Here is a 23,978-nt window from a genome sequence, read left to right as displayed (position 1 = left end):
GCGGGACGGGTATTTGTTTGGGAGGTAGCAGATGGACAAGCAGGCTTTAGTTAAAGAAGCTATCGCTGCACGTGAAAAGGCATATACGCCATATTCACATTTTGCGGTAGGGGCAGCGCTGCTGGGTGCTGATGGCAGCTTGTGGCACGGCTGCAATATTGAAAATGCATCCTATACCCCCACCAATTGTGCAGAGCGCACAGCATTTTTCAAAGCGGTGAGCGAGGGTTGCAATACATTTTCAGCTATCGCCATTGTGGGCGGAGCAGCGGGTTTGCCCATTAGCGATTGGTGCGCTCCTTGTGGCGTGTGTCGCCAGGTTATGCGTGAGTTTTGTGACCCCGAGACCTTTGAGATTGTGCTTGCATGCTCTGAGAGCGAAATCAAAACGTATCTACTAAAAGATTTGCTGCCATTGGGTTTTGGACCTCAAGATCTTGAGGTGGCAGCGCAAAAGGAGGCGAATGCCCAATGAGGATGTACGACATCATTGAGACCAAACGCAATGGTGGAGAGCTAACTGACGAGCAGATCAAGTTCTTTGTTGATGGCTATGTATCGGGTGATATTCCTGACTATCAGGCATCAGCATTGTGTATGGCTATTTACTTCCGTGGCATGACACCTCATGAGACCGCGACACTGACCATGGATATGGTAGCTTCGGGAGATGTTGTTGATCTCTCTGACATCCCTGGCATTAAGGTAGATAAGCATTCTACTGGTGGTGTTGGTGACAAAACCTCGCTGGTCATTGCTCCTCTTGTTGCCTCCCTAGGCGTGAAGACTGCAAAGATGAGTGGTCGAGGCTTGGGTCATACGGGTGGCACCTTAGACAAGTTGGAGTCTATCCCTGGTCTTTCAACCTCGGTTGAGCGTGACCGTTTTGTTGAGATTGTCAGCAAGGTTGGCGTGGCCATCATTGGTCAGACGGGCAATCTTGTTCCTGCCGATAAGAAGCTGTATGCGCTGCGCGACGTTACGGCAACGGTGGATAGTCTGCCGCTCATTGCTTCGAGCATTATGAGCAAAAAGATTGCCGCTGGTTCTGACAAGATTTTGCTCGACGTTAAATGCGGTAGCGGTGCCTTTATGAAGACCGTCGATGACGCCATTGCGCTGGCACAGGCTATGGTCGAGATTGGTGAGCATGTGGGTCGTACTACGGTTGCCATGATTACCGATATGGGTCGCCCTCTGGGCAATTGCATTGGTAATGCTCTTGAAGTGGCTGAAGCCGCTGCAACGCTGCAGGGCAAGGGCCCCAAGGACCTTACCGATATCTGCATCGAGCTGGCAGGCAACATGCTTTATCTTGCAGGCAAGGGCGAGATGGAAGAGTGCCGCGCGCTTGCACGTCAGCAGATTGCTAATGGTTGCGGCTTGGCAAAGCTCAAGGATATGGTTGCTGCCCAAGGTGGCAATGCAGCACTGCTTGATAACCCCTTTGAGCAGTTAGTTGAACCCCGCATCAAGCGTGAGGTTCTTGCCAAGGAAGCTGGTTATCTCTACGCAATGGATACCGAGCGCTGTGGCATCGCTTCTGTTGCGCTTGGTGCAGGTCGTGCCAAGAAGGAAGATTCCATTGATTATTCTGCGGGCATTGTTCTGGCCAAGAAGAGCGGAGATGCTATCGCCGAAGGCGATGTGTTGGCAACGCTTTATGCGGCGACAGAACAGCTTTGTGATGAGGGTGAGCGTGTCTTCCGTTCTGCTTTGGATATTCGTCCTGAGCAGCCGAAGGCAATTCCTCTATTCCATGCACGTGTAACGCGTAATGGTGTTGAGCGTTTGGACGCCTAAACTTTTCGAATGGAGACGCGCTGGTGGTTGTTTACTGGTGCGTCTCTTTTTGTATCCTTATAGGTTCTTTTGTTGTCTGTTGCAGATGGGGGATGGATGCTCGCACTTCTTGTGGGACTGATACCGGCTTTTGGTTTTGGCATGATTGGTCCAGTAATGCAACTTATCGGGGGCAACGCTACCAACAAGCAGATGGGTATGGTGCTAGCTGCGCTCGCGGTCTCAGTTGTGATGTTGATAGTGCGACCTCCTCTGTGGTCTGTAACTTTGTTGTTGGCAGCAGCAGTCAATGGCATTTCTTGGAGCTTTGCAGAGATTTTGCTTATCAAGAGCTTTGACGCGTTGGGCGTCTCTCGTGCAGCACCAATTTCTACTGGTCTGCAACTACTTGGCGCCTCTGCGGTGGGTGTCTTATTTTTGGGCGAGTGGCGCCGCGAAGGTCAGTTGTTGGTGGGCTGCATTGCATTGGTACTGGTTATTCTGGGTGTTTTTCTCTCATCACGTCCTGACAAAGCTGAAAATGACAAGCAGAGCAACTCAGGCGCCCATGGGCTTCTTCTTGTTATTGCATCTTCGGCGTTTTACGTGAGTTATGCTGCATCAGGAAATCTTTTTGCTGTTGACGGGCTTGATCTGCTTTTTCCACAGGCACTCTTTATGGTGGTGACAACAGCATTAATTGGTCTGCCTATGTGTAAGTGGAAATTATTTGGCTCAGATGAAGCACTTTTTGGACGCAAGACCTGGCAAAATCTTGGTTCTGGAGCCTTTTTTGCTGCGGGTAATGCCTGCGTATTGATATCCAATCAACTCAATGGTCTAGCGGTTGGCTGGACACTCTCTCAGCTAAATGTCATTGTTTCCACGCTGGGAGGCTTGATTTTGCTGCACGAACGTCGCTCTGCGCGAGGCCTCAAGCTGGTAATTGCGGGGATGACCTTGGTTGCGCTGGGCGGTATCCTTATTGGATTTACCAAAGGCTAGGTTGTTCCCAGCCATTTTTACTTCTTCTACGCTGCTACAATTAATCTTTGTCGTACGTTATGTGAGAGGGGGAGTGGTATGGCTAAAGAGCGCGACATGATTGATGAAATCATCGATCTGCAAGATAATTTTCAGGCTGTTCGCAATCCTTTAGGCAATGTTGCCGATCAGCTGATGGGCGATCCTGATGCGATTCCTCATTACAACCCCGCTGATTACAAGGATAAACCGCGTATTAGCTTGCCCTCTTGCCTTCGTTCGACCTCTGATGGTCAGGATGTGTGTGACCGCTGCGCTCGGGTGTGCCCTGTTGCAGCCATTACCTATGATGGCAAGAAGGTCATCGTTGAGGATAACTGTCGTAAGTGTGGACTCTGTATTGCTGCGTGTCCCACCGAAGCATTTATTGCTCGTCGCCAGATGGCGCGTAATTTGTACGATGAAATTGCTCGTGTGGCAAGCACCTATGACGATTGCTATGTGACCTGCACACGTGCCTTGGGGCGTCTGCCCAAAGACAATGAGGTTCTGCTTCCCTGTGTGGGTGTTATACCCTCGGAACTGTGGTTTTCTTTGCTTGCAGAGTATTCCAATATCAGTGTCTATCTGCCGTTGGGCATTTGCGATCGCTGTCGTACTGTTACGGGCGAAGAGTATTATTCCGAAGCGATTGCAGAAGGTGAAGAGCATTCAATTTTTAGCGTGGGGCTTGAGGTTGACGAGGCCGACATGACTCATGAGCAGAGCCGTGCATTCAAGCGTCGTCAGTTTATTAGTAGCATGGCTCAGGCGGGTACAACACTAGTTACAGCTGGTAATCCTGCAGTTTCTGGTGTACAGGCGGTTGCCAATCGTATCAAGGCGCATAGCAATCAGATTAATACCCTGCAGCGCACGCTTGAGCAGGTTACTGGCATGAAAAATGAAGAGCTACGTCGCCGTCAGCTTACCCAAAAGCGCAAGTTGGTGTTGTCAACGCTACAGTTCCATCCCGAACTTGCTGACAGAATGGTTTGGGAAGTCCCCGCGTGTGATGCATCGCGTTGCACGGTTTGTGGTGACTGCGTTAAGGTTTGCCCTGTTCGCGCCTGCAGTTTGGATGCAGCAGGGCATTTCTCGGTGGAGCCTACCTACTGCGTTAACTGTGGTGCATGCGTGCAAGTGTGTCCAGAACATGCCTTAGAGATGAAACGCATTAACTCAAGCGAGATGATTGTGCCTGATCCTGCTGCCGAACAGGTGGCAAAACAGCGGGCGCAGATTCAGGCTGCCAAAAAGAAGAGTAAAAAGATGTTAAAGACGGGACTTTCTGCGCTTGAGACTTTTGCGGACGAGTTGAGCAAATCGGAATAGCTTGGATTAATTGCGCTGGTCTGATAAAGACCATACAAGGAGTGTGTCCGCAGAGGCGGGCGAACAGACAAGGAGTAGTAGCATGGCCCTTTCTATCGGCATCGTGGGATTGCCCAACGTCGGTAAGTCAACTCTTTTTACCGCTTTGACCAAGAAAGGCGGCCTTGCGGCAAACTATCCCTTTGCAACTATCGACCCTAATGTCGGTATTGTCGATGTACCCGATGAGCGTTTACAAAAGCTAGCAGATATCGTGCATCCAGCGCGTATTGTGCCAGCAACCGTTGAATTTGTTGATATCGCAGGGCTGGTTAAAGGTGCAAACGCAGGCGAGGGATTGGGCAATCAGTTTCTTTCCAACATCCGCAATACAGATGCTATCTGTGAGGTTGTGCGGTATTTCTCTGATCCTGATGTCGTACATGTAGATGGTCGTGTTGACCCCGCTTCTGATGCGGAAACCATCCAGACAGAGCTCATCTTGGCCGATCTGGGGACTCTTGAGCGCGCTATTCCCAAGCTTGAGAAAGAAGCAAAGCGCGATAAAGAAAAGGCTCCCAACCTTGCTATTGCAAAGCGTCTGCAGGACTGGCTTGGCGAGGGCAAGCGTGCGGCTGATCTTGATATGAGCGATGAAGAGCGTGCTGCAGCACATGACCTGTTTTTGCTCTCAATGAAGCCCATGCTTTATGTGGCAAACGTCGATGAGGACAAGGTTGCTGAGACACCTGCCCCCATCAATGGACAGACACCTATTCCCATCTGTGCTGAGGTAGAAGCAGAACTTGCCGAGCTTGATGAGGCAGAGGCCGCTGAATACCTTGAGTCGCTGGGCTTGGAACGTAGTGGATTGGAGACATTGGCTCAGGCAGCATATCGTCTGCTGGGACTGCATAGCTATTTCACTGCTGGTGAGAAGGAAGTCAAAGCGTGGACTGTACGCATTGGCGCCAAGGCTCCCGAGGCTGCCGGCGTTATCCATTCTGACTTTGAGCGTGGCTTTATTAAAGCGCGTACGATTAGCTTTGATGATTATGTTGCATTGGGCGGTGAAGCTGGTGCCCGCGAGGCGGGCCGCATGCGCATGGAAGGCAAAGATTACGTCGTCCAAGATGGTGACGTAATGGAATTCATGTTTAACGTCTAGGTACTTAGCTTTAAACACGGACGTTATCTGGCATTTTTTGTACACAAAAATGCGGCACCTCGCGGTACCGCATTTTTTGTTTGTGTCCTGAGGTTAATTGGGGCTAGTCTTTTTTGTCTATCTTTGCGGCAATGCCAGCGGTATCGTCATAGCTATTGCCGTCGTAGGGACTCAAGCCCTGGTCAACACGTTCCATCATGTGCTGCCACGCATCGACATCCAAAATCTCATACCAGATACCTGTCGAATCATCGGAAGTGGTGGGGGTCATACCTCCCATCACATTTTTATCTACATCAAGGCTGGACATTGAGGTAGCAAGACACAAGATAGAGTTGACATTCATATCGGTGCTAACCATATCAGCCATGCTTGAAATTGCAGCTGTCATCGTGCCGGGGTCGCTGCGCAAGACTTTTTTAACTACAGCTGCAATGACCATGCGCTGGTTGGCAGCGCGATAACGGTCACCATCGCCGTACTCGTCATAGGCATGGCGTGCGCGACACAATAGCGTTGCTTCCTTACCGTTGATGTGCTGATGACCTTTCTTAAGGTCAATGCCAGTGTATTCGGAATCTTTTACATCGACGGGTAAGTCAACGTCGATACCCCCAACGGTGTCTACAACCTTTGTCAGACCATCCATGTCAACTTCGGCATAGTGGGAAATCTTGACGCCTGCAAGCTTCTCGATAGTCTTGATGGAGTAAGGGGCACCGCCAAAGGTAAAGGCAGCATTAATCTTTTGCTGACCATATTCATCTAAATCGACAAGAATATCGCGGTGAATCGAAACTAGGGTCACTTTAATTTCTTTGGGGTCAACGCGTGCGAGCATGATGGAGTCAGAGCGATAGCTACTATCGGAAGGGCCGTATTCAGTACCATTGGCGCGATGCTGGTCTTTGTCGATACCAAGCAGAAGGATGTAGAAGGGCTCTCCATCTTGTACCTCGGTTAGAGCGCTTAAGGTATCCTGGCTAACACCGCGGGCAAGGCGGGAGTTAATGCCATTGATATAAGCCCAAGCAACGCCGACAAAGGCAAAAAGCGAAACTACAAGCGTCACTGCAACGACTGCAAAAACGTGGCGACGAGTCCTCTTGTGTCTCTTTTTCATATATTTGGCGGTGGCATCAGATCGTGAATACTCCTGCGCCGTGTCTGTAGCATCAAGCTGCTTGTGTTTGCGAGACAAAACAGCCTCCCATGTCGCTTGTCCGAGCGTCTGCGCGTAAAAAGCCGTTGATGCAGATAAACCGCGCAAAGCCTAACCATGTAATGGTATCAGCAGACGCATATCCCCTCACGATGAACATATATATTACGTTCCTACTCCATGGTATGCGGTCTCAATAGCCCTATTATGTGCAGGTGGAAATAATTGCGCCCGTAGACGGCGTGTCGGAATGGAGGAAGTATGGCAAACAACAAGCCTCAGCAGTGGGTTGCAGTGCTGGACTTTGGCGCTCAGTATGGTCAGCTCATTGCACGTCGCGTGCGCGATTTGCAGGTGTATTCGGAAATTGTTCCCTGTGATATTTCCGCTTCTGAGCTTGCTGATATGAAGCCTTCGGCAATTATTTTGTCCGGTGGCCCTGCTTCTGTTTATGCCGAAGATGCACCAGATATGGATGCATCAATTTTTGAGCTTGGGGTGCCTGTACTGGGCTTTTGTTATGGTGAGCAGGTTATGGCAGTCAAACTGGGTGGCGAGGTTGGACATGCGGCTACGGGTGAGTATGGTCCAGCGATGTTGTTGCGTGATGGTCGCTCGGCGATTCTTGCGGATACGCCAGTTGATGGTCAGACCGTGTGGATGAGCCACCGTGATTGTGTGGTTCGTGCGCCTGAGGGTTTTGAGGTGACGGCACACACGGATGTATGTTCCGTGGCGATGATGGAGTGTCCTGAGCGCAAGCTGTATGCCATGCAGTTTCATCCCGAGGTGCGCCACACCGAGTATGGGCGTCAGATGCTTGAGAACTTCCTCTTTAACGTGTGTGGCTTGGCGGCCGATTGGACAATGAATAATATTGTTGAGCAAAAAGTTGCTCAGATTCGCGCTGAGGTGGGGGAGCGTAAGGTTATCTTGGCGCTTTCCGGTGGCGTAGATTCCTCGGTGGTGGCAGCGCTGGTGCATCGCGCTATTGGGGATCAGTTGACTTGCGTTTTTGTAAACCATGGAATGTTGCGCAAAGGCGAGCCAGAAATGGTCGAGCAGGTCTTTCGCAAGCAGTTTAATGTGCCACTGGTACATGTACATGCTGAGCAGCGCTATGCGGATCTGCTTGCTGGTGTCACTGAGCCGGAAGAAAAGCGTCGTTTGATTGGTACAGAGTTCTGGAAGGTCTTTTTTGACGAGGCTAAGAAAATCGGCGATGTTGAGATGCTGGTACAGGGCACGATTTATCCCGACATTATCGAGAGTGGCGCGCGCAAGACGGGCGGTAAGGCAAGTACTATCAAGAGCCACCACAATCTGATTCCCTTTCCTGAGGGTGTGCATTTTGATTTGATTGAGCCTCTCGATCACTTCTTCAAGGATGAAGTGCATGAGTTGGGTGTGAGCTTGGGGCTGCCAGAGGATATGGTGTATCGTCAGCCTTTCCCAGGTCCCGGCTTGGCGATTCGTATTATTGGCGAAGTAACACCCGAAAAGCTGGCTATCCTGCGCGATGCCGATGCTATTGTGCGTGAGGAGTTAGATGCGTACAATGCGCGTCTTTTTGAGGAGACGGGCGAGAGGAATAGCGAGCATAGTTGCTGGCAATATTTTGCGGTGCTGCCTGATATTAAGAGCGTTGGCGTGATGGGAGATGAGCGCACCTATGCGCGTCCTGTGATTGTACGTGCCGTAGAGTCAAGCGATGCAATGACAGCTGACTGGGCAAAGTTGCCGTATGACGTGCTGGGTCGCATTAGCGGACGCATCGTAGGCGAGGTAGCTGGCGTCAATCGCGTTGCGTATGATGTCACGCCCAAGCCACCCGCGACGATTGAGTGGGAATAGGGAAACAACCTATTTCATCTAGTCCCATGCTGCACGTCTAGTCGCGGTGGCTTACAACTAGTGCCCCGTATTGGACAAAGCCACCGGGACTGTTGGTGAGTGACAAGCGCGATTAAGCCCCGTAATCTTCGGATTTCGGGGCTTAATCTATGGGTGTTAACCTACAGAAATACTCTTCACTCCACCACGCAGGGGTGACGCGTCGCGACTCGTTGCAAAGAGATGAGTCTAGATGCCAAAACACGCCAAAGCGAGAAGAGTATTTTCTTCGCGTTATTTAACCGCAAGCGCGTTTTGACCCGAACCATGTAGTCACTTTGTAGTCATCCCGCTTTTTGCTCTCCGTTTTGCAAAATCGCAGGTAGGAGTGAAGAGTGACAAATCGCGAAACTCGGCGATTTCCGATGAATTCGGGCCGTTTTCAAGCCCTCCGAAAGAGCGTTTGTCACTTTCAACACTGTGTGCAATAGACGATTCTGGGCCCATTTTGGCCCCCGAAAACCGGCAATAGTAATGCGAGAGTGGCGACTCCTCTGCAATCGTTGCACTTCGCACCATTGTACTTTCATGCTGAACTTCTACGGATATAAAGCATAAATGTACGAGCCGTAAATCTATACCCACTATTTGAGCGGCAGGATTATTTTCAAACATTCGGGAAGCTATTCGCGAATCTCTTCCTAAATCGCTTCCTGAATGCGTGAATGTTTCCCGAATCATGGTAAAATTTCAACAGAATTCTCGCGCACGGGGATGACACCCGACGTCCATCTATCCAACGCCCATCCCTCTCGTAGCATCAGCTCATGCGTCAGGTTGAGCTGATCCATTTCTCATGGGGTGTTGTCTTCACGAGGAACCGACACCGCACCTTCCAGGAGCGGGTGATCGGGTCGCGCCGCCATGCCCTCAACCAAGTGATCGTCTGCCTGCAAAAGCTCCATGTATCCTGGCAGAGCCAAAGAACCTATGCTTGCTACGGTTACCTTCCATGTGATATATGAAAGGTTGCTCGTATGCGATAGGGACCGGGGAGAGAAATTGAAAGCACTGAGCGTCAGGCCGTGGTGGGCCACGGCGATCCTGCACGGCGCCAAGACCGTCGAGTGCCGGACCTGGAGGACCTCCTATCGCGGGGACCCGCTGATCTGCTCGTCCGCCCGAAAGGAGCCCGGAGGGATACTGGGCCACGCTCTCTGCGTCGTCTCCCTCGAGTCGATAGCCCCACTCACCAAGGATGACCTCGACGACGCCTGCTTGGACGGGATGCCCGACAAGCTGTGCTACGCCTGGCGCCTTGACGGCCTGAGGTACGTCGAGCCATTCCCCGTCAAGGGGAGGCTCAACATCTTCGACGTGCCCGACGAGTTCATACACGTGATCTGGGACGGGGATGACGTCGACGTGCTGGAGCGCGTTTACAAGCCCCTCGTCTACTTTGGGCGCGACGACTCCGCGCGCGAGGTCTGGGACTTCTCGGGCCTGCGCTGACCCAACAGCCGCCCGGTCCATGGTCGCATTACGTACGCCCTCCCGCGCGAGCGGGGGTGACCCTCGAAGACGAGCATCGCGCCCCTGCTGTAGAGGGGGATATCGTCAAGAGCGATACTCTTGACGTTGTCGAGGCGACCACCGCGAAAAGATGGCGGTACGTCCAGGCCTCGGCCTCTTGCCGGGGGACGCGCCATCCAACTTCAGTACGCCTCATCCGGGGTGTAGCTGAACGGCGAGCACGCAAGCTCCGGGATCGCGAGAGACTCAGCGGGCGCAGGGTCGAGCCTGCCGGTGACGAGAGGGCCTGCGAGGTCTGCTCAGCGCTCGTCGGCAAGGCCTTCCCGATCGACGGCGCGAGGGTGGGACGACGCTGCTGCTACACCCGAGGTCCTGCTGCCAGATAGCGCCCGCCGTGGACGACTGGGAAGCGTGGGCGCGCGATCAGGTGGACTGAAGGAGGGTCGGAGGCAATGAGGCAGTGAATCCGCTGCACCCGGTTCCGGGCAGGGGCTCCGTCAGGTATGGGAAGCCGAAGGAAAGGCTTACGGGAAACGAGCAAACATGCGTCAGCCATCTGGAATCACTCGGCTATCAAGTCGAAGTGCTGGACGAGGACCTTGAGAAGCCCGCTAACATCGACCTGAGGCTCGGTGAGTTCGGGCAGCTCTGGGAGATGAAAAACGTCGGCGACGGCAAGCATGCCATCGAGGACAACATGAGGAACGCCTACCACAAGTGGGTGAGGCTCGGGCTTGACGCCCCCAATGAGACGAGGGTGGTCATGACCTCGTACGGTGGCATGCGGAGTGAGTCGGAGATTGTCGATGAGATTAGGCGCAGGATGAGGAGGTACGCCGCGAACGTTATTTACATCTTCAGGGACGGTGCCAGCTCGCTCTTCCTCAGACGCTAATGAGAAAGGGGCCTTGCCCTCCCAATTAGCTGGGTGGGTGTACCCCTTCGCACTGAGTATACCCAATTGCGCGGGGAGGATGCATGAGAAAGGTCGTCCGTCGCGCCGCCTGCTCCTCGTACGCCAGGGTCGCGGGCTACGGCTTTATAGCGCCCGTGCGCGGCCAGGGACCGGCACGTAGACTACCTGCCAACCGTCACGGTGGACGACGGAGGCGCCGAGCTCCTGCGCTGCCGTGGCCACCCCACGGAGGAGGCGATCGAGCGCATTATCGAGCCCTGCACGGGCGGGTGAGGGTCATCCGGAAACAGGGAGCTAAAAAAGCCGTTAGCTTACCTCAGGCTCGCACGCGTCTCTTCTCGCCTGTTCGAGGCGTCCCTCGATCGCGGCGTCAGATGTCACCCGTACCGTTCCCTGCGCTCTACCACCCTAAGCTCAATCCACCTCCAGCACATGCGGTCCGCTCGAACACCCCCCGAGCCCAGCAAGGATGCTATGATGCCCAAGGTAGGTGGGTGTGCGGTCAGACGGCCGTTCCCCAAACGTAACGTGAGGGCTCGGCCCACAGTTATGGAGGTACGTTTCCCATGAGATTCCATATCGACAAGAGCATGGCGGCGCTTGGGATACAGCACGTTGTGGTTGGGATTGCGCGCAACGTAGATCCACAGGCAACGTTATCTGACTCATTTTTGAAGAAACAGAGGAAGATGGAGGACTGGGCGCTGAGGTGCGATGTCGACGAGGTATCGAGCCATCCCGTTATCCAGGGCTACAAGAACCTGCTGCAGCGCGTGGGGCGCAGTGTGAAGAGAAATCCCCCCACTGTTCCGGCGCTTATTCGAAACGTCCAGCATCGCGGCTCCCTACCGCGCATCAACAGCGTTATCGACATCTACAACGTTGAGTCACTGCATTCGCTGCTGGCGATCGGCGGGCACGATCTCGATAAGGTTCACGGACAGATAGAGTTTACCGTCAACAAGGAAGAGGGGACCTTCCTTCCAATTCTGTCCAAGGCAAAGCATGTTGCCAAGACGGATTACGTCTACCGTGACACAGAGGGAATCATGGCATGGCTGGACGTTCGTGACGGAGAGAACTACAAGTTTGCTGATGAGACACAAAATGCAGTCTTTATCATACAGGGGAACGCAAACACCTCCGTCGAGATGCGCCTAGATGCGCTCGGGAGAATTCAGGCTGACCTGTCGGAGTGCATGCCGGCCATGGAGTTCGAGACGCAGGTCATACATGCCGAGGAGTGCTAGGCAAAGCTGATTTCCAAGCGGACTTTGCGAGGAAGCCGCAGGGCTACCGCTGCCCCCGAGTTGCGAGCGTGCGTAATGCCCAAAGAGTCCTTGCAGCTGCCTATGCCCTTGGCGGCGACGCACGACGTGCAATGCCATCATGTGCAGCATAGAGCGCGGCGTGACACTCGACGTTCGCAGACGTTCATGAAAAGGGGCTGTATCAAAAGCCCCTTACAAAGAGAGCTGGGTTGTAGTCCCGGCTCTCTTTCTCTCGATGGGTATATGGCTTAAATCCCTTTATATATCGTTGCCTTCCTGCTTCTCAAAAAGACCTTCCCTTTATTCTTACCGTGTCTATCAGACGTTACATATACCTGCTCTGACCTGCGGATATATATGGTCCATGGTATAATATCCTTATCAGGGAAAGAGGAGTCTCCCATGACGAACCAGGTATTTAAGCCAGTCATGCAACACCAGATGATGCTACTTCCTCCCGATATCTCAGATCTTATTCCAAAAAAAGCTATGGTACGTATTGTTGATACCTTGGTCGATTCTCTTGATCGTAAGATTTTTACAGAACTCTACTCAGGTGGTGGCACAAGTGCCTATGACCCCAGCATGCTCTTAAAAGTAATCCTCTATTCGTATGCGAAAGGAATCTATTCCAGTCGCAAGATTGCCCAAGCAACCAATGAGGATATCAATCTTATGTGGCTTACTGGTATGCATCCACTCAGACACAACACTATCAATCGTTTTCGCTCAGAGCGCATTCGTCCTGTATTCGAACAAGTTTTCACCAGCGTTATCTTGACGCTCTCCGATTGTGGCATGGTAAATCTCGACAACTACTTCCTTGATGGCACTAAGCTTGAGGCAAATGCGAACAAGTTTACGTTTGTATGGGCTAAATCGACCGATAGATATACCGAAAAGCTACAAGCTAAAATACATGCACATCTTAAAGCCATTGATGAACTCAATGATGAAGAGGAAAAACTTACCCCCGATGAACCTCAACAGATTGATACCGATAAGATCCGCGAGGTAGCAGAAAAGATCAATCAACGGCTCAGAACACAGAAGAAGAAAAGTGACAAAGAAAAGATCAAAGAACTTAAGCATACACAGAAAATGATTGAGAAGGACTTCCTTCCTCGTATGGAGAAATACGAGAGACAAAAGAAAGTTCTTGCTAATCGTAACAGCTATTCGAAGACCGACCATGATGCGACCTTCATGCGAATGAAGGATGATTACATGGGAAATGGCCAACTCAAGGCAGGATATAACATCCAAATCGGCACTTCGGATCAGTTCATCATCTGCTCAACAGTCCATCGGCGCCCAGGAGATACGGCGTGTACAATCCCTCACCTTAAACACCTCGAAGACGAGTTTGGAAAGCTCCCGGAAAACATAGTAGCTGATGCAGGATATGGCAGCGAAGAGAACTACACCTACCTCAATGGTAAGGGCGTTAACGCATATGTGAAACACAGCGAGTTCTTCAGAGAGATCAAGAACAGGAAATGGAGAGATGATCCCTTCCGCATAGCAAATTGGCCCTTCGATGATAAATCCAACTCATACACATGCCCCGAAGGTCGCAGGCTTGTCTTTGAGCGTGTGAGGGATAGTGTTAGCGACTTAGGGTTTCATACCAGCTTCCGGGAGTATCGTTGTATCGATTGCAGCAATTGCACAGGCAAGCACAAATGCATGAAGAACCCCAATTCTTCCTACCAAAAAGTTATTCGAATCAATTCGAAGCTCCGTAAATATAAGGAGAGAGCAAGCGAGCTGCTATGCTCAGAAACCAAAACGAAATTGCGAAAGAAACGCGCTGTGGATGTTGAAACCGTGTTTGGGGATATAAAACGCAATATGCTCTTCACGAGATTCAGCCTAAGAAGTATTGAGAAAGTAGAACTTGAATTTAGATTAATAGCTATGGGACACAACATTAGAAAGATCATGAAGAAGATAGCCTGGGCTGGAGCATAAAGCCTCACAACTTTTCGTATACGGATGAGAAGTCAGTTAGAAAACACAGAGAAGCTCGGATAGACCGAGCTTCTCCTGCAAGGAAAGGGACTTTTGATACAGCCCCATCCGGAAAAGCAGCAAAAGGTAGCGGTCTTTTCCGTCCATGTTCTGGCATTCCGCACATTGGCTTTGCGTCTCGCACGCAGATTTAGCTTGCGTTTTTCAGGAGGGTAAAGTATATGTACTTGCATGGGGTTTTATGCCTAAAAGCCGTTTGCGAGAATAAAACAGAAAGGATCACGAATGAGAACTTGTTCAAACGAGTAATGCACCTATACGAAGGAGCGTGTCTGCGAATCTGAGTGACGAGCCTGTCTGTGAGTAGCGGTAGCGAACGATCGTGCAGTGGTCGCGCGACCGTGGTGAGTATCCGTTACAATTGACCTGTGGGTCTAGGAGAGAAGAGGATGCCATGCGAGCAAGTGGAGTGTTGATGCCAATCTTTGCGCTGCCTGGGAGGTATGGCATCGGCTCGTTCGGGCCGAAGGCCTATGAGTTCGTCGACTTCTTGAGCCGCTGCTCGCAACGCTACTGGCAGATCCTGCCGCTGACCACGACGGGCTACGGTGATTCGCCGTACCAGTCGTTCAGCGCCTACGCGGGCAACCCCAACTTCATCGATCTGGACGAGCTGGTAAAGCTGGGCTACCTGAAGCGCGACGACCTTGAGGGCGTAAAGTTCGGGGATGACCCGACGCGCATCGACTACGCCACGATCTTCGTCGCGCGCAGGAAGGTGCTCGAGCGTGCGACGGCACGCTTCATGCAGGACCCCCCCTCGGACTTAGACGAGTTCTCACGCAGGCACGCCAGTTGGCTTGACAGCTACTGCGAGTTCATGACCGTCAAGGAGGAGTTCGGCCTTAAGGCCTTCCACGAGTGGCCACAGCAGTATCGCAACCCGGGGAAGGCGTCGCGGGACCTGAGCGCCAAGCGTGAGCACCACTACCAGTACCACCTGATGACGCAGTACTTCTTCTTCAAGCAGTGGGAGAGCCTGAAGGGCTACGCGAACGAGCGCGGAGTGCTTATCGTGGGCGACATGCCCATCTACGTCTCGCGCGATTCCGTCGAGATGTGGGCAATGCCGCAGCTCTTCAGGGTCGGTGAGGACGGGAGTCCCACGAGCGTTGCGGGCACTCCGCCCGATCAGTTCTCCGCAACAGGACAGTACTGGGGTAACCCAATCTACGACTGGGACGCCATGGCCCAGGATCACTACTCCTGGTGGGTCGAGCGCATGCGCATGAGCCTTAAGATGTACGACATTGTGCGCATCGACCACTTCCGGGGCTTCGAGTCCTACTGGGACGTGCCCTTTGGCTCTGCGACGTCTGCGGCTGGCTCTTGGAGCAAGGGTCCTGGCACGGCACTCTTCGACGAGCTGACACGGCAGCTGGGCAAGCTCCCCATCATTGCGGAGGACTTGGGGTTCATGACTCCGGAGGTCATCAAGATGCGCGAGGACACGGGCTTTCCCGGCATGAAGATCTTGCAGTTTGCCTTCGATGGCAACAGCGACTCGTATTATCTGCCCCACCATTACACGCCTAACACCATCGCGTACGTGGGTACCCACGACAACCAGACCGTTCGTGGCTGGTACGAGAACACGGCGACCCCGCGCCAGCGCGAACAGGCGGACCGCTACACCAGGCGGGCCAAGGGCGAGCCCGTGGGGGCTGCGTTCAACCGCGCCATCGCCGCATCCGTCAGTGACACCTGCATCTACACCATGCAGGACCTACTTGACCTAGGAGACGAGGCGCGCATCAATGTGCCAGCCGTCTTAGGTGGAAACTGGGACTGGCGCATGAGGGAGGGTGCCATCACCCGAGCCGTCGAGGAAGCCCTCCTCGACCTCACCCAGACCTACTTTCGCGTCCCCGGAGCACGGCCGCCCGAGCTCCCGGCGTGATGAGGCCATTCGCACAACCAAGCGCCCCGGATCGTCCGGTCGGCGTCCTTACGCACAGCAATAGACTGAAAAGAGGAAGACACATGTTGAGTCTGAACACCTGCGCCCACGACAGCTACGGCCTTGACCTGGAGGCCCTGAGCGACGAGCAGATCTGCGCCATGCTGCAGGGCATCGTGAGGCAGCGCAGCGCCAAGCTGCCTCCCAATGCCGGCAAGCGGCGCCTCTACTACCTGTCCGCGGAGTTTCTTATCGGCAAGTTGCTGATTAGTGATCTCATCAACCTTGGCCTTTACGATGAGGTCAAGGCCCAGCTCGAGGCGGCTGGGCATGACCTTAACAAGGTCGAGGAGCTTGAGGTGGAGCCGTCATTGGGAAACGGTGGCCTGGGCAGGCTCGCCGCGTGCTTCCTGGACTCCATAGCAACCCTGGGTCTTCCCGGTGACGGCGTGGGCCTTAACTACCACTACGGTCTGTTTCGTCAGGAGTTTCGCGACAAGCAGCAGCGGGCGCTTCCCGATGGGTGGCTCGACAGGCAGGCCGTCCTCAACGACGAGGGCGTGAGCTTCAATGTGGTGTTCGGTGACTTCAACGTGAGGTCGCGACTCTATTCCATCGACGTGACGGGCTACGGCCGTCCAACCAAGAATCGCCTGAGGCTCTTCGACCTCGAGGGCGTGGATGACTCGCTGGTCCCCGCCGACTCGATAGAGTTTGACAAGGACGAGGTCAAGAAGAACCTCACGCTCTTCCTCTACCCCGACGACTCGGACGAAAAGGGACGTCTGCTTCGCGTGTACCAGCAGTATTTCATGGTGAGCAACGCGGCCCAGCTCATCCTGCGCGAGGCGCTGGAACGTGGCAGCGACCTGAGTGACCTGCCCGACTATGTCATGGTGCAGATCAATGACACGCATCCCACGATGGTCATCCCCGAGCTCATTCGCCTGCTTACCGAGGAGCATGGCATGGGCTTCGACGAGGCCGTCGCGATGGTCGAGAAGATGGTCGCCTACACCAACCACACGATCTTGGCCGAGGCCCTCGAGAAGTGGCCCATCAAGTTCCTCAAGACCGTTGCTCCTAAGATAGCTGACATTATCGTGAAGCTCGACCTTATCGCCAAGGAGCGTTACGCTGATCCCGCAGTTGCCATCATCCAGGATGACGTGGTCCACATGGCAAACCTGGCGATCCACTTTGGCTGCAGCGTCAATGGGGTAGCGGCGCTCCACACCAAGATCTTGGAGGACACGGAGCTCGCACCCTTCTATAAGATCTATCCCGAGAAGTTCAGCAACAAGACGAACGGCATTACGTTTCGCCGCTGGATCATGGGCTGCAACCCTGAGCTCACCGGACTTTTGGACGATACCATCGGTACGGACTGGCACAAGAGCGCGGACCTCACGCCGCTTAAGGAGCACTTGGACGATAAGGCCGTGATAGAGGGGTTCGAGAGGGCGAAGGATAGCGCCAAGGGGCGCATGCGGCAGTTCATGCTCGAAAACCAGGGCGCGCGCATTCCCGAGGACGCGATCATCGACGTGCAGGTGAAGCGTATCCACGAATATAAGCGACAGCAGATGCTCGCGCTCTACATCATCTGGAAGTACCTGGACATCAAGAACGGCAATCTGCCCGCACGCCCCATCACGATCGTCTTTGGCGGGAAGGCGGCACCCGCCTACGTTATCGCCCAGGACATCATCCACCTCATCCTCACGCTGTCCGATTGGGTGGCCCAGGACCCCGATGTTTCTCCGTACCTGCAGGTCCTCATGGTCCAGAACTACAACGTCACGGCGGCGGAGCACCTCATCCCCGCAGCTGACATCTCCGAGCAGATCTCGCTGGCGAGCAAGGAGGCGAGCGGTACCTCCAACATGAAGTTCATGCTCAACGGCGCCGTGACCCTCTGCACGCTCGACGGCGCCAACGTCGAGATTGCCGAGCTGGTGGGCAAGAATGACATCTACACCTTTGGTGCGTCGAGCCAGGAGGTGGAGCGCCTCTACGCCGAGGGCGCCTACGACGCGTCCGCGCACTATAGCCGGCCTGGTGTCAAGCTGCTCGTGGACTTCATTACGAACCCCCGGTTCATGGCGACGGGTGACGCCGAGCGTCTGCGCCGCCTACACGATGACATTGTCAACAAGGACTGGTTCATGGCCCTCTTGGACCTTGAGGAGTACATCCAGCTGAAGGAGCGGGTGTATGGGGATTACGAGGATCGTCATGCTTGGATCCAGAAGGCGCTCGTGAACGTGGCCATGGCGGGCACGTTCTCCTCCGATCGCACCATCGCGCAGTACGACGAGGACATCTGGCGCCTGTCATAGACCTAGCGTGGCCCGGGGCGGCGTACGTCCCCGCCTCGGGCCAGACCCGCTCTAGGAGTACGCGGCGGAGCGAGGGGCTCAGGCTTGGCGCCTCGAGACCACGCAGTACCTGAACGTGTCGGGATGGCTGCGCACCTGGGTGAACTCGAACATGAGGCCGTCCGAGTTGTATGTCTGGTTCTCGACGACGGCGACGCAGTTGAAGGGACCCAGGTTGAGGTACCGTCGGTCCTCCTCGTTGGCGAGGCCGACTGTTATCTGGCGGCGGCTGGTGAGTATCCTCATGCCCAGCTCCTCCTCTAGATACTTGTACACGGAACTCTCGGCGATCGTGGGGGAGAGGTCGGGGATGATGTCGGCGAGGAGGTAGCTGGTGTCTATCTGGCAGGTGAAACCGTCCAGACTACGGGTGCGGACCATGCGATAGAGCTCGGTTCCCTCGTCGAAGCCCGTGTATCCGGCAAGTCCCTTCCCGCAGACGAGCCGCTCGAACTCCCTCACGATGGTGCCCGGCCTCATGTCGTTGTGCGCCGCATACTCCTCGAAGGAGTAGAGCCCATCGAAGGAACCGATGACGTCGCGGTAGTCAGAGTACCAGATGACTCGGACGCCCTTGCCGTGGATGGGTTGCACGAAGCCCTCGTCGGCTAGGATGGCAAGCGCTCGGCGGACGGTGTTCCTCGAGCAGGAGTACACGCCGATAAGCTCGCTCTCAGAGGGTATAAACGATTGGTAGGGATAGGTTCCGTCCTTGATCTTCTCCCTAATACTTAGATATATGTCTTCGAAGAGCGCCTTGGGCATCGCGTGTTCCTCACTGCGTGGTCGTCGTCTTGGCGCAGGCCTCGAGTGTCTCGGGCGCACCTTGTCTAGATCGATTGTGAGCACATAGTTACCTTGTACCACAACCGTCCTGATGGAACTCCCCCTCCCGCGCATATGGATGAAAAATCCAGGAAGTGGGATGCCCGCCGAGTTCAAAGCAAATCACCCGGCAAGACTGGGCAGTGACGCGAATCGCTTGGGATAGGTGCCAAAAAATATGACTTGTTTGAACAACATGTCCAAGAAGCTGCTATACTTGTTCAAACAAGATGACCGAAGAGGTCGGTCACGGGGCAGCATCGAGCTCGCACTCAGAGAAGGGACACGCGCCATGATGCAGAAGATCCAGAAGTTTGGCGGGGCGATGTTCACGCCAGTTCTGCTGTTTGCCTTCGCGGGCATTGTCGTGGGATTGGGAACCCTATTTTCCACAGAGATAATTGTGGGGCCGATAGCGGCCAAGGGTACCACCTGGTACAACGTATGGAGCGTGATTTTGGCCGGAGGTTGGACCGTCTTCAACCAGCTCCCGCTGCTCTTTGCCATCGCCCTGCCCATTGGTCTTGCCCGCAAGCAGAGCGGTCGCTGCTGCATGGAGGTCCTCGTCTCGTACCTCACATTCAACTACTTCGTAAATGCTATCCTAACTGCTTGGGGTCCGGCCTTGGGCGTCGACTTCACCGCCGAGGTCGGAAACGCCTCTGGTTTGGCGACGATAGGCGGCATCAAGACGCTGGACATGGGCATGGTTGGAGCCCTGCTCATCTCTGGGGTGGTCATCAGCCTGCACAACAAGTACTTTGACACCGAGCTTCCTGAGTGGCTGGGCGTGTTCTCGGGCTCCACCTTTGTCTACATGGTCGCCTTCTTTGCTATGCTCCCCTGCGCCATCATCTCTGTGCTGCTGTGGCCCAAGGTGCAGGTTGGCATGCATGTGTTTCAGGGTGTCATCATGAGTGCGGGCACCTGGGGGGTCACGATCTTCGTCTTCTTCGAGCGGCTGCTCATCCCCTTCGGCCTCCACCACCTGCTCTATGCCCCGTTCTACTACGACAACGTGGCCGTCAATGGGGGTATCTACGCGGAGTGGGCCAAGGCCTTGCCCCAGCTCGCTGCCTCTACCGCCTCCCTCAAGGAGCTCGCTCCTTGGGGCGCCATCACTGCGACGGGTTGGTCCAAGATCTTCGGTATGCCCGGCGTCGCCGCAGCGTTCTATGTCACGGCGAAGAAGTCCAATCGTAAGAAGCTCCTTGCCCTTTTGATCCCGATCACCATCACTGCTGTCCTGTGCGGCGTGACCGAGCCCATTGAGTTTACCTTCCTCTTCGTCGCGCCCCCGCTGTTTGCTGTCCACGCCCTGCTCGCGTCTTTGCTCTCGACCTGCATGAACCTAATCGGCATCGTGGGCGTGTTCTCGGGCGGACTCATCGAGATGGCGTCGTTCAACTTCATACCGCTTGCTGCCTCGCATGGCCTCACGTACCTGATGGCCATTCCCGTCGGCCTTGCCTTCACGGCCATCTACTTCTTTATCTTCCGTTTCCTTATTCTGAAGTTTGACTTCAAGACTCCTGGCCGTGAGGAAAACGAGGAGATAAAGTTCGGCTCCAAGAAGGAGTTCCGCAAGGCACATGGGATGGCGCAGTCTGTCGGCTCCGAGGACGCCGACGAGGCCGGCTCTTCCGCACCCGACATCGACACGAGCGACGAGAAGATGGTTCTTGCCGCGAACATCCTTGACCTCTTGGGTGGCGTGGACAATATCGTGGACGTCACCAACTGCGTCACACGCCTGCGCGTGAACGTGAAGGACGAGACCAAGGTAGCCGAGGACAAGGACTTCAAGTCCATCGGCACCATGGGCATCTCCAAGAACGGCAAGGCCATGCAGGTGATCATCGGTCTCAGTGTGACGAAGGTCCGCGAGCGCTTCGACAAGCTCGTCGGCAATGACTAGGGATTTGCTTGTCCCGAGGGCGTAAGCTTCCACCGGGGTCCCGTGCGGCTGTCGTGGGTCCCCGGTGGTTGATCGGTTGCAACGTCCGCTTCGCGCTGGGGCGGCTACTGAGATGGGGAGTGTCATGGCACAATCAGGCAAAGCGACGGTCTTCTTCGACATCGACGGAACCCTTGGGTGGACCGATCCCAACAAGCGCGATGCGCTGCCCGAGTGGGAGAGGGGCCTGTCGCCCACGCCCAGTCCGCGCGTCGCCGCAGCCATCCGCAGCCTGGTCGCCCGTGGCAACCACGCGTTTCTGTGCTCCGGGCGCTCGCCTGTGGGTATCCACCCCGACCTGGCCTCATTGCCGTTCAGCGGCATCATTGCGTTGGCGGGCGCCTACGTGACGATGGGCGATAAGGTGTTGCGCGATCGCCCCCTGTCGGCCGACGTCCTCGCCCACATCGACAGGGTCCTGGCTGCAGGTGGCTACGGCGCGCTGATAGAGTCCGCCCACGGTGCCGTCGAGCTGCGCGGAGGAGCCTTGGGCAGGCGCTCCGGCACGCCAGACACGATGGACGAGGCAATCGGACAGCTCCCGGACGGCTGTGCCTACAAGCTGGTCATCCGCAGTTCCGCCGCAGACGAGCTCGTCGCTGACCCCCAGCTGGGTTCCCAGCTGGTCGCCAGTCGCCTCGAGATGCAGAACTCCGAGGTCGGCCTCGCGTGCAATACCAAGAAGGCCGGCATCAAGGCGGTCCTCTCACATCTTGGTGATGACGTAGGAGTGACCTATGGCTTCGGTGACTCGGAGAACGACCTCACGCTCTTCTCTGAGGTGGACGTGAGCGTGGCCATGGGCAACGCCATCCCCGAGGTCAAGCGCCTCGCGGACTACGTCACCGATTCGGTGTTGGAAGACGGGGTAGCCTCGGGCCTCGAGCACCTGCAGCTCGTGTGAGCCTGGCTGGCAGGGGACCGCAGCGGGTCGCTGAGCTTGCTGCGGTTTGCTGCGCCACCTGTCGAGCGGTCGCGCCAATCCGGCCATCAATCCGGCCAAATGGGTACGCTAGCCCAAGATTTGACCGGATTTCCTGGAGGTGCGCATGGACGCTACTCGGCTCGCTAGCCTACCGCCTAGCTGCCCACCGACCGCTCGACTGAGGGACGTCCCCTGCTGTTCTTCAAGCATTGGGGGTTGCCCTTCGGGGGCAGGGAGCGCGGAGCCAGATGCGGTGCCGACCACCGGGCCTGCGGGCTACTCCAGGCCGGTTGTCTCGTCGAGGCCGAGCGCGATGTTCATGTTCTGTACGGCTGCGCCCGCAGCCCCCTTGCCCAGGTTGTCGAAGAGTGCCGTCACGCTGATGCGCTCCGCGTTTCCGCAGACGGTGATGCGCAGCCGATTGGTGCTGACGAGCTCGTTCGCGTGGATCGTGGGAGGCGTGGGGTCAAACGGCATGACGCTCACGAAGTACTGGTCCGCGTAGTATCTTCGTAGCTCCTCGCAGACCTCCCTCGCGCTTGGCGCGCCCTTAAGCAGACGACTGTGCAGCATGATGGTGGTGGCCATGCCCTGACGGTAGTCATCGACGACGGGCACGAGCACGGGGGGCTGGGCAAGGCCGCAGACCCTCTGCACCTCGGGCAGGTGTTTGTGTGCGAGGTCGAGGCCGTAGAGGCCGGGAGCGTCGAGGGCGTCGTCGCGCCCGTCCTCCTCGTAGCGGGCGATCATACGCTTGCCCCGCCCGAGTAACCTGTGAGGGAGAAGCAGCAGAGGGGATAGTCGGTGGGCAGGATACCCATGCGGACGAGCGACGCTGCGACAGAGACGAGGCCGGTGGCATGGCAGCCCGGGTTGGCGATGCGCCTGCTCGAGGCGATGGCGCGACGCTGCCCCAGAGAGAGTTCGGGAAAGCCGTAGACCCACCCGTTGGTGGTGCGGTGTGCCGTGGATGCGTCGATGATGCAGACGTCGGGGTTCTCGACGAGCGAGCCCGCCTGGCGTGCCCCCTCGTCGGGTAGGCACAAAAAGACGATGTCAGCATCGTTCAGGAATTTGCGGCGCTCCTTAACTTCATGACGCCTCTCATCGCTGATGCGTAGCAGCCTGAGATCCTCGCGCGCCTCGATGCGGCCGTGGATCTGGAGTCCTGTGGTGCCGCTCTGGCCATCGATATACACCTTGGTCCTGCTCATGCGAGTTCCTCCCGTGCGCCATCTGGCTTTTTGATGCCAGTCGAGTGATCCTGCGACCATTCTAGGGCAACGTGGGCCTAGGGTCCTCGCTTGTCCGGCCTTGTCGGGAGGCTAGAACGAGGGGATGCCAAGCAGCATGCCTATGACGGCGAACGCCCAGAGGTGTGCGGGATAGCCCAGGTAGAACAGCCACTTGCTGAGCGTGTCCTTCGGGCCGCGCTCGCCGTTATACAAAAGGATGAAGGGGACGGCCATGAACTGCGCCCAGTCCGCGTTGAGGCCCAGGGACATCTCCCAGTCTACGGCACTTGCCGTGCTCGGGTGGAGGATCGGTGTGTAGAGGCAGGCTAGGGCGGCGCTCCCGAGGACCAGGCAGAGGCAGAGCTTGGCACGGCCCCCTTTTGCGTCGTGAAGCAGGTAGGAGGCCAGCATCACGAACAGCACCTGGACGAAGCCCTCGACGGGGGCGAAGAGGGCGCCCGCTATGCCGAGTGCAGCGGCAAGGGCGAGCAGCCGTCCACCCTTCGCACCACCTTGCCTGCGGCCCTCGTCGATGGCCCAGATCACGCTGTAGCCAAGGGCGAGCGTGAGGATGATGGTGTGGCTCATCAAGGACACCGGGTGGTTGGTCAGCCGCCCCACGACAAGGTTGCCCGCTGCCACGAAGAGGCCGACTCCCCAGAGCCTGAGCGCGTAGCGCCTCCTGTCATGGGTGCGCAAGCTCATGCGCGAGCTGGGCA

At 55.6% G+C, this 23,978-nt stretch carries 19 protein-coding genes; 14 read left to right on the top strand and 5 right to left on the bottom strand.

Going from position 1 to position 23,978, the window contains the following annotated elements; translation table 11 throughout:
- The first annotated feature begins 31 nt into the window (after positions 1-31).
- The 5 genes from HMPREF9069_RS08370 to ychF all read left to right on the top strand — a co-directional run bounded on the left by HMPREF9069_RS08370 (position 32) and on the right by ychF (position 5,287).
- Positions 32-475: a cytidine deaminase gene (locus HMPREF9069_RS08370; protein WP_021626839.1), complete on the top strand. Its 444-nt coding sequence runs from the start codon at positions 32-34 to the stop codon at positions 473-475.
- Entirely contained in the window at positions 472-1,803 is a 1,332-nt protein-coding gene (locus HMPREF9069_RS08365) for a pyrimidine-nucleoside phosphorylase (protein WP_021626838.1), read from the top strand. Before HMPREF9069_RS08370 ends, HMPREF9069_RS08365 begins: the two co-directional genes overlap by 4 nt.
- 96 nt (positions 1,804-1,899) lie before the next feature.
- Complete coding sequence (locus HMPREF9069_RS08360; RefSeq protein WP_021626837.1) at positions 1,900-2,787, top strand: GRP family sugar transporter; 888 nt, start codon at positions 1,900-1,902, stop codon at positions 2,785-2,787.
- Positions 2,788-2,865: 78 nt separating this feature from the next.
- Positions 2,866-4,140 (top strand): 4Fe-4S binding protein, encoded by a 1,275-nt coding sequence (locus tag HMPREF9069_RS08355; RefSeq protein WP_021626836.1) that lies wholly within the window; start codon positions 2,866-2,868, stop codon positions 4,138-4,140.
- 82 nt (positions 4,141-4,222) lie between these two features.
- On the top strand, positions 4,223-5,287 hold the full coding sequence (gene ychF / locus HMPREF9069_RS08350; RefSeq protein WP_021626835.1) for a redox-regulated ATPase YchF: 1,065 nt from the start codon (positions 4,223-4,225) through the stop codon (positions 5,285-5,287).
- A gap of 103 nt (positions 5,288-5,390) precedes the next feature.
- Here ychF and HMPREF9069_RS08345 read toward each other — a convergent pair whose 3' ends face one another.
- Positions 5,391-6,488, bottom strand: coding sequence for an LCP family protein (locus HMPREF9069_RS08345; RefSeq protein ID WP_051317838.1), 1,098 nt, complete (start codon positions 6,486-6,488; stop codon positions 5,391-5,393).
- Positions 6,489-6,710: 222 nt separating this feature from the next.
- Between HMPREF9069_RS08345 and guaA the strand changes: the two genes are divergently transcribed.
- From guaA to HMPREF9069_RS08310, 7 genes are all read left to right on the top strand, one after another.
- Positions 6,711-8,303: a glutamine-hydrolyzing GMP synthase gene (gene guaA / locus HMPREF9069_RS08340; RefSeq protein ID WP_021626833.1), complete on the top strand. Its 1,593-nt coding sequence runs from the start codon at positions 6,711-6,713 to the stop codon at positions 8,301-8,303.
- A 969-nt stretch (positions 8,304-9,272) separates the two neighbouring features.
- On the top strand, positions 9,273-9,794 hold the full coding sequence (locus HMPREF9069_RS09140; protein ID WP_156894201.1) for an ASCH domain-containing protein: 522 nt from the start codon (positions 9,273-9,275) through the stop codon (positions 9,792-9,794).
- Between the two features lie 481 nt (positions 9,795-10,275).
- Positions 10,276-10,710, top strand: a complete 435-nt coding sequence (locus tag HMPREF9069_RS08330) for a hypothetical protein (protein WP_021626831.1) — start codon at positions 10,276-10,278, stop codon at positions 10,708-10,710.
- Positions 10,711-11,297: 587 nt separating this feature from the next.
- Complete coding sequence (locus HMPREF9069_RS08325; RefSeq protein ID WP_021626830.1) at positions 11,298-11,981, top strand: B3/B4 domain-containing protein; 684 nt, start codon at positions 11,298-11,300, stop codon at positions 11,979-11,981.
- A 423-nt stretch (positions 11,982-12,404) separates the two neighbouring features.
- Positions 12,405-13,976 carry an IS1182 family transposase gene (locus tag HMPREF9069_RS08320; RefSeq protein WP_051317837.1) on the top strand — a complete coding sequence of 524 codons (1,572 nt, stop codon included), beginning with the start codon at positions 12,405-12,407 and terminating at the stop codon, positions 13,974-13,976.
- A 454-nt stretch (positions 13,977-14,430) separates the two neighbouring features.
- Positions 14,431-15,936, top strand: coding sequence for a 4-alpha-glucanotransferase (gene malQ / locus HMPREF9069_RS08315; protein ID WP_021626827.1), 1,506 nt, complete (start codon positions 14,431-14,433; stop codon positions 15,934-15,936).
- 83 nt (positions 15,937-16,019) lie between these two features.
- Complete coding sequence (locus HMPREF9069_RS08310) at positions 16,020-18,278, top strand: glycogen/starch/alpha-glucan phosphorylase (RefSeq protein ID WP_035438967.1); 2,259 nt, start codon at positions 16,020-16,022, stop codon at positions 18,276-18,278.
- A 78-nt stretch (positions 18,279-18,356) separates the two neighbouring features.
- Here the strand turns inward: HMPREF9069_RS08310 and HMPREF9069_RS08305 are convergent, their stop codons facing one another.
- Positions 18,357-19,082, bottom strand: a complete 726-nt coding sequence (locus HMPREF9069_RS08305; protein WP_009278007.1) for a GntR family transcriptional regulator — start codon at positions 19,080-19,082, stop codon at positions 18,357-18,359.
- Positions 19,083-19,434: 352 nt separating this feature from the next.
- On the opposite strand from HMPREF9069_RS08305, the gene HMPREF9069_RS08300 reads away from it, so the two are divergent.
- Together HMPREF9069_RS08300 and HMPREF9069_RS08295 are read left to right on the top strand one after the other, a co-directional pair.
- Complete coding sequence (locus HMPREF9069_RS08300; RefSeq protein ID WP_035438964.1) at positions 19,435-21,060, top strand: alpha-glucoside-specific PTS transporter subunit IIBC; 1,626 nt, start codon at positions 19,435-19,437, stop codon at positions 21,058-21,060.
- Positions 21,061-21,184: 124 nt separating this feature from the next.
- The gene (locus tag HMPREF9069_RS08295; protein ID WP_232204073.1) at positions 21,185-22,003 is read left to right on the top strand and encodes an HAD hydrolase family protein; all 819 of its coding nucleotides are present in this window, start codon (positions 21,185-21,187) and stop codon (positions 22,001-22,003) included.
- 297 nt (positions 22,004-22,300) lie between these two features.
- Here the strand turns inward: HMPREF9069_RS08295 and HMPREF9069_RS09485 are convergent, their stop codons facing one another.
- From HMPREF9069_RS09485 to HMPREF9069_RS08285, 3 genes are all read right to left on the bottom strand, one after another.
- Complete coding sequence (locus HMPREF9069_RS09485) at positions 22,301-22,774, bottom strand: N-acetyl-gamma-glutamyl-phosphate reductase (RefSeq protein WP_021626823.1); 474 nt, start codon at positions 22,772-22,774, stop codon at positions 22,301-22,303.
- Entirely contained in the window at positions 22,771-23,238 is a 468-nt protein-coding gene (locus tag HMPREF9069_RS09480) for an N-acetyl-gamma-glutamyl-phosphate reductase (protein ID WP_198009754.1), read from the bottom strand. Before HMPREF9069_RS09480 ends, HMPREF9069_RS09485 begins: the two co-directional genes overlap by 4 nt.
- A gap of 111 nt (positions 23,239-23,349) precedes the next feature.
- On the bottom strand, positions 23,350-23,978 hold a 629-nt coding region (locus HMPREF9069_RS08285; RefSeq protein WP_021626821.1), incomplete at its 5' end, for a TraX family protein.

Source organism: Atopobium sp. oral taxon 810 str. F0209 (genome assembly GCF_000466405.1).
In the GTDB taxonomy this organism is placed as follows: Bacteria; Actinomycetota; Coriobacteriia; order Coriobacteriales; family Atopobiaceae; genus Olegusella.
The sequence above is the reverse complement of the archived record's forward strand: the minus strand, read 5'-3'. Positions and strand labels throughout refer to the sequence as shown.